General features: G+C 69.8%; 6 protein-coding genes and 1 pseudogene. 4 read left to right on the top strand and 3 right to left on the bottom strand.

The genetic code is table 11. The features are described from left to right. Positions 1 to 595 precede the first annotated feature (595 nt). The 3 genes from ACWGJY_RS36925 to ACWGJY_RS36915 all read left to right on the top strand — a co-directional run bounded on the left by ACWGJY_RS36925 (position 596) and on the right by ACWGJY_RS36915 (position 4,230). Positions 596 to 1,954 carry an erythromycin esterase family protein gene (locus tag ACWGJY_RS36925; RefSeq protein ID WP_453265276.1) on the top strand — a complete coding sequence of 453 codons (1,359 nt, stop codon included), beginning with the start codon at positions 596 to 598 and terminating at the stop codon, positions 1,952 to 1,954. A gap of 363 nt (positions 1,955 to 2,317) precedes the next feature. After that, entirely contained in the window at positions 2,318 to 3,583 is a 1,266-nt protein-coding gene (locus ACWGJY_RS36920) for a sensor histidine kinase (RefSeq protein ID WP_453265275.1), read from the top strand. Next, positions 3,571 to 4,230, top strand: a complete 660-nt coding sequence (locus ACWGJY_RS36915) for a response regulator transcription factor (RefSeq protein WP_380931883.1) — start codon at positions 3,571 to 3,573, stop codon at positions 4,228 to 4,230. Before ACWGJY_RS36920 ends, ACWGJY_RS36915 begins: the two co-directional genes overlap by 13 nt. 241 nt (positions 4,231 to 4,471) lie before the next feature. Here ACWGJY_RS36915 and ACWGJY_RS36910 read toward each other — a convergent pair whose 3' ends face one another. From ACWGJY_RS36910 to ACWGJY_RS36900, 3 genes and pseudogenes are all read right to left on the bottom strand, one after another. Beyond that, complete coding sequence (locus ACWGJY_RS36910; protein WP_453265274.1) at positions 4,472 to 5,578, bottom strand: FAD-dependent oxidoreductase; 1,107 nt, start codon at positions 5,576 to 5,578, stop codon at positions 4,472 to 4,474. A 283-nt stretch (positions 5,579 to 5,861) separates the two neighbouring features. After that, positions 5,862 to 6,047: pseudogene (locus tag ACWGJY_RS36905) on the bottom strand (TetR family transcriptional regulator C-terminal domain-containing protein); the annotation flags it as partial. Positions 6,048 to 6,205: 158 nt separating this feature from the next. Further along, entirely contained in the window at positions 6,206 to 7,558 is a 1,353-nt protein-coding gene (locus ACWGJY_RS36900) for a cytochrome P450 (protein WP_453265273.1), read from the bottom strand. A 445-nt stretch (positions 7,559 to 8,003) separates the two neighbouring features. Here ACWGJY_RS36900 and ACWGJY_RS36895 point away from each other — a divergent pair, with 445 nt between their 5' ends. Next, positions 8,004 to 9,449, top strand: coding sequence for an oxygenase MpaB family protein (locus tag ACWGJY_RS36895; RefSeq protein WP_453265272.1), 1,446 nt, complete (start codon positions 8,004 to 8,006; stop codon positions 9,447 to 9,449). Positions 9,450 to 9,852 lie beyond the last annotated feature (403 nt).

Genomic DNA, 9,852 nt, shown 5'->3' with positions numbered 1-9,852 from the left:
TTGCCTGCGCGTCACACCCAGCTTCCTACCGGGTTCCGTCCCCATGCGGGGACGGAACCCGAAGGTTGATCACAACCACACACAGGCCCTAGTGGTCGTCGCAACACCCCAGTTCAGGGGATGCGATGGACTTCGAGATCCGCAAGGACCGGAAGCCGCAGGGGCGTAGAACCCTGGTCCATGAGCGGGAGGAATACTTCCGGCTCATGGACCAGGGCATCGGCAATCTCTTGCGAGAGGAAGCGCGCTCGGCGCGCCAAAAGTCCAGGTGTGGGCCCTGATGTATGTGCCATACGGGCTTCGCCACAGGGTGCCGACGGTGGCCGGAATTGGTGAAACGCCCCTATCCCGCTGGGGAAGTCAGGGGCAGGGCGCATGGAGTTGGATAGGAGAGGGACCGGCAGGACACTCTCTGGGTGTGCTGTCCGGGGACGTTGGTAACGGGCAACGCCACCTGCTCCGGTACCCCCTGCTACCGCTTCCAGCGAGCGGTAGCCACCCGGAGAAGTCCGGTGGCTGCCCCCAGCGCGCGGCAAGGGCGTCGCGGGCGATGCTCCTTCTTACGTCGCAGTACGCAAGGTGAGGGGCAAAGAGCATGGCGAGAAACCGGAAGCGCATCAGCCGGCGAGGGCTGCTGGTCACGGCGATGGTCGCGATGGGAGCGGTCCTCGTTCCTGTGGCGGTCCAAGCGACCACAGCCGGCACGGCCGATCGGGCCGGCGCGAAGCAGAACCCGGTCCGCGCCCTGGAGCAGGCGGCCCACCCGCTGCGCTCGGCCGAGCCCGGGAGGAACACGGCCGACCTGCGAGCCCTGGGTTCGATGATCGGCGACGCCAAGGTGGTCGGCCTCGGCGAGGCCACCCACGGCTCCCACGAGTTCTTCGCCATGAAGGAGCGGGTCTTCCGCTACCTCGTCGAGGAGAAGGGCTTCACCACCTTCGCCCTCGAACTGAGCTGGTCCGCCGGGCTCCAGATCGACGACTACCTCCAGACCGGCAAGGGCGACGCCCGCAAGATCGCCAAGGAGACGCTGACCAACTCTCCCTGGGATCGTGAGGAGTTCGTGAGCCTCATCGAGTGGATGCGCGACTACAACAGCCGCCACCCCGGCCGCACCGTCCACTTCATGGGCGACGACATCGGCGCCCCCGCGGTGAACGACGCGTTCTTCGACCGGGTGACCGGCTACGTGCAGCAGAACCACCCGGAGGCGCTGCCGCGGCTCAACGAGCTCTACACCGGCCTGCGTCCGATCGACGACGCCTTCGCCTATATGCGCAAGCCGCTCGCGGAACGGCAGCAGCTCGCCACCAAGGCGCAGCAGGCCCTGGAACTGGTCAGCAGCCAAAAGGGCTCCGGCAAGGCGTTCGAATGGGCCGAGCAGAACGCCCGCTCCATCGCCCAGACCGCCAGGTTCCTCACCATGAACCCCAACGACTCGGACTCGATGCCCACCTTCCAGCGCTTCCGCGACGAGGTGATGGCCCAGAACGTCACCTGGTGGCAGCAGCACACCGGCCAGAAGATCCTGCTGTCCGCGCACAACGACCACGTCGCCTACGCCGCCAGCGATCCCGAGGTGTATTCCAAGACGCAAGGGTCGTTCCTGCGCGACACGATGGGCAAGAACTATCTCCCCATCGGTTTCACCTTCAACCAAGGCTCCTTCCTGTCGAAGGACGCCGCCCTGGGCGGCGACTGGAAGAAGTTCACCGTGGACGCCGCCGAGCCCGGCAGGAACGAGCACACCCTCGACCAGGTCCGCTACCGGGACTTCTACCTCGACGTCCGCAACGCCCCGGCGCCCGCGCGCGCCTGGCTGAACACCGCCCGGCCCACGCTCAACGTCGGCACGCAGTTCCCCGTGAAGCCGCGCGACGTCACGCTCGCCAAGGGCTTCGACGTCCTCATTCACCTTCACGAAGTCCGCGAGGCGGACAAGCGGACGCCGTGACGGCCAGACTCCGGCACGGGCCGCTCCACCCTTCCTGACCTACGGGAGGCCGGCCTCCCGTCGCGTGTGCCGTCCGCCGGAACACCCCCGGCCGCGCGGGAGCGTCGACCGGGCCGCTGCCGAAGGCCGGCCTGAGGATGGCGAGGGCGGGCAGCGGGCTGCTGGTCAAGGGGAGACCGGACGAACAACCGACGGTCCACCAGCAGCCGCCGGCCGACGCTATGGATGAGCACCCCTCCCGGCCGATCCCACAGACCGCCCGGTTCGAGGTACAGCAGGCCGTACTCCCCGACCCCGCGACGGACGGTGAGCCGGCCGCGTCATAGGGTCGTCCGCGCAGCAGGGGAGGGGGAGGGAGGACTGATGGCGATCCGGCAGGGCGCGGCAGCCGGTGACGCGCGGGCGGGTTTCAAAGAATCCGTCGTACGGCCCGCGACGGCCGCGATCAGACAGCTCGCCTCCGGGCTCGGTAGTGCCCTCTCGGCCCTGTTTGTGCTGCTCTGGCTGGTCGTCACCGCCGTGACCGGTCCGATCGGGGTGGGACTGCTCATGGCGCCCGCCGTACTGCGCGCGCTGCACGCCCTGGCCGGCCGGGAGCGCGGCCGGCTCGGTCGCTGGGGTCCCGAAGTCGTCGCCCCGGAACCCCCGCCGACGCAACTGCGGCTCGCCCTCGTCGACCCCACCACACGACGGGAGCTGCGCTGGCTGGTCCGCCACGCCACTCTGGGGTTCCTCCTGGGCCTGCTCGGCGTCCTGCTGCCGATCTCAGCCCTCCGCGACGGCACCTTCCCGCTGTGGTGGCGGTTCGCGCCCGAGGAGGTGGCCACTACGTCGCTGGGGCTCGGGAACGTGCAATCCTGGCCGGCCGCGGTCGCCGTCGGCCTGCTGGGTCTCGGCTGGACCGCCATCATCCTGGGCCTTACCCCCGGCATGGCGCGCTTGCAGGCCCGCCCGGGACGACGACTCCTGGTGGCCGGCCCCGAGACGGACCTGTCCCTGCGCGTCGCCGAGCTCACCGCCACGCGCGCGGCTGCCCTGGACGCCCACGCCACCGAACTGCGCCGCATCGAGCGCTCCCTGCACGACGGTACCCAGAACCGGCTCGTCTCCGTGACCATCCTGCTCGGCGCCGCCCGCCGCATGGTGGCCCGCGACCCCGCCGGCGCCGACGAACTCCTCGAACGCGCACACTCCGCCGCCGAGCAGGCGCTGGCCGAACTGCGTACGGTCGCGCGCGGCATCCTGCCTCCGGTGCTGGCCGACCGGGGACTCACCGGCGCACTCTCCGGGCTGGCCGCGAACTGCGCGGTGCCCTGCCGGATCGACGTCGACGTACCCGAGCGGTGCGCCGCCTCCGTCGAGGCGACCGCCTACTTCGTCGTGGCCGAAGCCCTGACCAACATCGCCAAGCACAGCGGCGCCGACCATGCCACCGTCATGGCGCGCAGCCGCGGCGGCCGTCTCCACCTGTGCGTCGAGGACGACGGCCGGGGCGGGGCGGACGAGGGCGGCGGCTCCGGACTCACCGGCATCCGCCGCCGGATCGCGGCACACGACGGCAACCTCTCCCTGACCAGCCCGTCCGGCGGCCCGACAACCCTTGAGGTGGATCTTCCATGCGGATTGTGATCGCCGAGGACGACCCGTTGCTGCGCGAGGGGCTCGCCCTGCTGCTGCGCGCCGAGTCCCTCGATGTGGTGGCCACCGCGGGCGCCCCCGACGAGGCACTGGACGCCATCGGCGAACACCGACCGGACGTCGCCATCTTCGACGTGCGGATGCCGCCGACCCACACCGACGAGGGGATCGTCGCGGCGGTCGAGGCCCGGCGCAGGCAACACGACCTGGCCGTCCTCGTCCTGTCCGCGTACGTCGAGCAGACCTTCGCGACGGAGCTGCTCACCGGCGGCGTGGGCGGCCTCGGCTACCTGCTCAAGGAACGGGTCGGGCGGGTGGAGGAATTCCTGGACGTCCTTCGGCGGGTGGCGGCCGGAGGCACCGCCATCGACCCCGAGGTCATCACGCAGCTCTTCACCCGGTCCCGCCAGGACACCCGGCTGGACCGGCTGAGCCCTCGCGAGCGGGACGTACTCGTCCTGATGGCCGAGGGGCTGGGCAACAACGCCATCGCGGAACGGCTCGTCGTCACGGACAGCGCTGTCCACAAGCACATCCGCAGCATCTTCGCCAAACTCGACCTCTCACCCACCCACCGACTGGACCGGCGCGTCGCCGCCGTCCTCCACTACCTCGAGGACGCCCGCCGCCGGGCCTGAATCCGGTGCGGCGGGCGCCCCCGCCGGGCCGAGGTGCGGGTGGAGGTCACCGGCGGGCCGCCGGAGGGGGTCTCGGTCGAACTGAGCAACGGGCTGTGCTCTCCGGCGGCGTTGAGGTGCGTGCGGGGATGGCTGCCTGTGCCGCCAGGGACCGCCTCCGGGGACGGGCCTTCTTCCGGAGACGGTTCCGCACCGGCATCGGGCAGTGTTGTGCTCCTGACTGTGCGGTGCCGGGGCTTGCTCAGGAGTCCGTCGGGGGAATGAGATCGTCGAGTACCTCGGCGCAGTCCTCGGCGGCCCGGACCGAACGCGGCAGCATGAGGTCCTCGTAGGCGCGGACTGCGTCATCGATGCTGGATTCGGTGATGAGGGCGTGGGCGAGGTCGGCGCCGTCGAGCAGGGCGAGGTTGGCGCCGAGCCCGACAGGGGGCATCAGGTGCGCGGCGTCGCCCAGCAGGGTGATGCCAGGGATGTGTTCCCAGGTGTGCGGGACGGGCAGCACGAACAGGGGCCGGTTGACGAACTCGCCGTCGTGGTGCCGCAGGAGGTCGAGCAGGTTCATGTTCCAGCCGTCGAACATCTTCAGCAGATGCGCGCGCACGGCCGCGGCGTGGTCGAGGTCCACGTCGGCGGCGACTTGCCAGTTCTGCGGGGCGCGGAAGGTGGCATAGACGCGGATGTGGCCGTTGCTGTTGCGTTGGGCGAGCAGGGCCTTGCCGGCGGCCGTCGCCAGCAGGGTGCCGTTGCCGACCATGCGTGCGAGGGCGGGATGGCGGGTGTCGCAGTCGTCGAGACCGGTCTCGACGAGGGTGACTCCGGTGTAGCCGGGTGTGGCGTCCGACAGGGCTGGGCGGATGCGCGACCAGGCGCCGTCGGCGCCGACCACCAGGTCGGCGTCCTCGGTGGTGCCGTCGTCGAGGAGCAGGCGCCAGGAGCCGTCCCCGAACGGGGTGGCGCGGGTGACGGCACAGCCCCACCGGACGGTGCCCTCGGTGAGGGATTCCAGGAACAGGCCGCGGAGCTGGCCGCGGTCGATCTCCGGACTGTCTTCGTCGTGTTCGGGCCCCGAAATGGGCAGGGAGGTGGCGGTGACGGGGTCGACCACGCGCCACACCTGGCCCTCGGGGCGGGCCAGGGCGCGGAACCGGTCGAGCAGGCCCGCGGCGCGCAGGGCGACCTGACCGGTGCCGCCGTGGATGTCGAGGCTGCCGCCCTGGGGGCGGGCGCCGGTGGCAGCCTCATGTTCGAAGACGGTGACGGAGCGGCCGTGGAGCTGCAGGATGCGAGCTAAGGCAAGGCCGCCGAGGCCGGCGCCGACGACCGCGATACGGGCGTGAGCGGAGTTCATGGGCTGTCCCCTCGAAAAGGTGGATGAGTTGCCGGAGAGCCCGGCACATGACCAAGAAAGCACAGACGCCGAACGAGCACCCTCGAAATCTCGTGTGCCGGTACCGAGCCAACGGACACCGCGAGCGCGAGAAGGCCCCGACCGGTCGTTCCCTCCCCGACGCCGCACCCCGGTCCTTCTTCGACCGCAGCGCGACTGAGCCCTGGGCCGTCCGGCGGGCGAGCCTTGCCTGGCAGATCACGCCCAAGGCGTTCCGGCACCAGTTCACCGGTCTGGCGTGCAGTCAGGACTGGTCCAAGGCCCGTTCGATCGCGCGGCGGGTCCGGCCCGCGGCCGCCCGGTCCTGCTGGAGCTGCATGGCCGCGTTCAGTGCCAGCCCGGCGGCGACGATCTCGAACAGCGCCTGGTCGATGTCGAACCCGGCGGGTAGCTCGCCGTTCTCCACCGCCGCGGTCAGGCCCGCCCGCAGTGGGCATGTCGCCGCCGCCGAAGCCATGCGAGACGGGATCCGGAAGGAGACCCTCGGGGCCCCGGCCACCACTGGCAGGCTCCGCCCCTGCCGTCGGGGCGGGGGCCCAGCCGCCGTTCCCTTTGCCGCCCGTGCGCCGGTGACGGCCTGCCGAGGTGTCACCTCACTTCGCGAGATGCGACTCTCATCAGGAGGTTGGCGGGGTGGTTGGTGGATGTCATGACTCCCCGTACCTGCGCCCCTGGGAGCGGCTCCAGACGCCACCGGCGCGCCAGGGCCGCGACCACCGTGGTCATTTCCGCGCGCGCGAACGATTCACCGATACACCTGTGCCTTCCGGCGCCGAAGGGAAGGAACGCGCCGCGGGGAGCGGCCTGCTGGCCGGGCAGCCAGCGGTCGGGATGGAACCTCAGGGGGTCGTGGAAGTGGTGCGGGTTCCGGTGCAGGACGAGGGTGCTGAACATGAACTCGGCACCTGGGGGAAACCGGTAGCCCGCGAGTTCGACCTCTGTGGTCGCTCGTCGCATCGTGACGCCTCCGGGGTTGCGCATGCGCAGTGCCTCGTCCACCACCCGCCGCGTGTACGGGAGATGGCCGAGGAGTTCGAACGAAGGCGCCTCTTTGCTCCTCGTCCGCAGCTCCTCGTGGAGTTTCCGGTCGACGGTGGGGTGCCGGCCCAGCTCGTGGAAGAGCCAAGCCAGCCCGCCTGCCGCTGTCTCCGTGCCGGCGACCAGCAGTGTGATGAGTTCGTCGTAGACCTGTTGGACGGTCATGGTGTTGCCGTTGTCGGCGTCCTGGGCCTGCAGGAGCATCGACAGCAGGTCCGGCTGCTCGGCGGGGAGGCCGGTGCGCCGGGTGCGGATGAGGTGGTCGATGGCCCGGCGCAGTCGCTCGTGTGCGGCCGCAAGGCGGCGGTTGCCAGGAGTGGGGAGCTTCTGCCAAAGGCCGGTCGGATCGATGGCCCGGTGGTACACGCCGCGGAGCACGACGGGCACGTCGTGGCGGATGTCCGCAGCAATGTGCTCGTCGAGTGCGGTCGAGAACAGCGTGGAGGTGACGATGGCGAGGGAGAGGTCAAACATCTCCTGGGTGACGTCGATGACCTGTCCGGCCTGCCAGGAGGCGACTCGTTCGTCGGCCAGCCGCGCCATGGCTCGCGCGTAGTGATCGATCTGCCGGTGATGGAAGGCCGGCTGCATCAGGCGACGCTGGCGGAGGTGGAAGGGCCCCTCGGAGGTGGCGAGGCCCTCGCCGAGGTAGTCGCGGAGCTTCTCGAAGGAGCGGCCCTTCGCGAAGTGGTCGGCGTCGGTGACCATCACCCGGTCGACGACCTCCGGTCCGGCGAGGACGTAGGTCGGTGTGGGTCCCAGGTAGACGGCAACGATCTGGTCGTACGCGGTGAGGGAATCGAGGAATTCCAGGGGGCGCCGCCACATTTCGAGTGCGTGGCCGATCAGCGGAAGGCGTCCGGGAGCGGTGGGAGGGGCCGTGAGGTGCGCGGCGGTGGCCATATGTGCCTTCCTTTGGTCGTGGGCCCGTGCCTGCCCGGCGACCGAGTAGTACTCCTCGGGACGTTATGGACCGGTGATGCGGGCGCAGGCGTTCGGGACGTACCGGGAACCACCCGCCCGGCGACGTCCCCGCAGGTCGAGAAGTGCATACATCACGGAAGGTAGCGTGACGGGCACCCAGTGCGATACCAGGATCTCGGTCAGCCGAGGGCGCCGGGGGCTGGAATGAGCCGCCCCGGTGCACACCGAGGCGTGCATCAGGTGTAGAAGTCCCATGTCTGAATCGCCCGCTTCCGCGGCCCTGTGGCGTATCTCGGATGGGTGAATTCGGCAACCTGGCCGCTCCCGGAGTCCGGTAGGACCGTTGGGCCGGGCGGATAGCCGGATGATCGCTCTTCGGGCGTCCCCTGCTCATTCCTGTACACGTGCTTGAGGAGACGTCCCCTTGGCTACCGCTGATCTTCCTGGTCCTGATTCGCTGCTGCGCCGCACGCTGGGGGAGTGGCGGATCGGGTTGGTGGTGTGGCGGCTGCTGGTTCTGCAGACCGCGGATCCGGCGGTCGCCGCCGGCATGGCCCACTTCTCCACCTACCGCGCGCACCCGTGGCGGCGTATCGAGCACACCATGGACAGCGGGAAGCGGCTGTTCTTCTCCGACCGTGAAGGGCTACGCCGTGAGGTTGCCCGTCTGGAGCGCACGCATCGCCGTCTGGCCGGCACCGACGAGCAGGGCAGGCCGTTCACAGCGTTGGACCCGACGGTGCGGGTGTGGGTACTGGTCACCTTGTTCGACTGCATGACAGCGATGCGGGAACTGTCCGGACATCCGCTGACGCCGCCAGAACTGGATCAGATGTACGGAGAATTCCGTGCGGTGTGTACCGAGTTCGGCCTCTCCGACGACCTGTTCCCGGCCACGGCCGCGGACGTGCCCGCGTATATCGACCGCACGATCCGCGAGCGCCTCGAATACAGCGAACCTGTGCGCTACCTGCTCTTCGACATGCTCCGTGAAGCACCCGCGCCCCGCCGCCTCGGCCACCTGAAGCCGGCCTGGCCGCTCGTGCGCACGGTGGCCGCCCACGTGATCGGTGCGCTGACCATCGCGGACCTGCCGGAAGCCTTCCGCGAGCGCTTCAACCTGCCCCGCACCCGCCGCGCGGCCCTGTTGTCCTTCATCCTGCACCGTGGCATGCGCGTGCTGATGAATGCGCTGCCCGAGCACCGCCGCTACCGCACCCCACTGGCGGGCAACTCCTCGGCTTCGCAGCCTCCCACCGCCTCCACCGACCGTCCTTCCCCGCCGGAGGCAAGCCCTGTCCGGCTTCCCACACCACGCCGCCGCAAGGGTGCCGATTCCCGCCCGGCGCGTCTGGGGACCTTCTTCCGCCAGGTCCTCGACCAGACCGGCGACGGCCGCATCGGCTCGGCCGATCTGCAGGCCATGGCGCACAACGTGTGCTGGCCGCTCGAACTCACCCCTGAGCGCGAAGCCCGCGTCTATGCCGCCTTCGAGACCTGGTGGCAGCACCTGCGGACCGGCATGGATGCTGACGACGACGGACAGGTGACCTGCGAGGAGTTCGTCACCGCCATGCTCACCGGGATCGACGCCGGGCCGGCCTATCTCGAGCAGGGGTTGCATTTCGCGGTGCGGGCGGTCTTCCACGCTGCAGACACGGACGGCAGCGGACACCTGTGCGCCGATGAATACCGCACGATCTTCGGCGGCTCCCGGGTCCACCCCGCCGAACTCAACCACGGCTTCCGTCAGCTCGACCACGATGGAGACGGCCGCATCACCGAAGATGAATTCGTCCAGGCCTTCACCGACTACTTCACCGCCCGCACCGACAACACGGCCGGTAGCCAACTCCTCGGACGCCCATAGCGGCTGATGCGGGCGAAGTGCCGGGGGGCAGCCACTGATGGGCCTTGGCGGCTCAGTGGCGATTCCCGCAGGGGCCTGACGCGTGTGGCGGCGGGAAGAGTGCGTCGTCGCGCTCGCGGTCTCTGCCCCGGTGGTGGCCGCCGAGGTGATACGCATCGCGCCTGGGCTTGATCCACTTTGGCGGGCATCGGAGATCAGGGGCTTCGGCCTCAGAAGGATGGTGTCCATGATGGAGAGCATGGGGAAGAAGAAGCCTCGCCCTCGCCGGTCGTTCATGCCGGAGTGCAAGGCCGAGATGGTCGAGCTGTGCTGGGCTTGATCCGCTTTGACGGACATCAGAGATCAGGGGTTCTGCCCCGGGAGGATGTCCATCATGGAGAGCATGGGGAAGAAGAAGCCTCGC

It is taken from the genome of Streptomyces sp. NPDC054765 (assembly GCF_053612065.1).
This window is presented reverse-complemented; position numbering and strand designations above follow the sequence as displayed.

Coding starts and splice junctions, on each gene's coding strand:
- ACWGJY_RS36925 (WP_453265276.1), top strand. CDS start 596: ATGGCGAGAAACCGGAAGCGCATCAGCCGGCGAGGGCTGCTGGTCACG.
- ACWGJY_RS36920 (WP_453265275.1), top strand. CDS start 2,318: ATGGCGATCCGGCAGGGCGCGGCAGCCGGTGACGCGCGGGCGGGTTTC.
- ACWGJY_RS36915 (WP_380931883.1), top strand. CDS start 3,571: ATGCGGATTGTGATCGCCGAGGACGACCCGTTGCTGCGCGAGGGGCTC.
- ACWGJY_RS36910 (WP_453265274.1), bottom strand. CDS start 5,578: ATGAACTCCGCTCACGCCCGTATCGCGGTCGTCGGCGCCGGCCTCGGC.
- ACWGJY_RS36900 (WP_453265273.1), bottom strand. CDS start 7,558: ATGGCCACCGCCGCGCACCTCACGGCCCCTCCCACCGCTCCCGGACGC.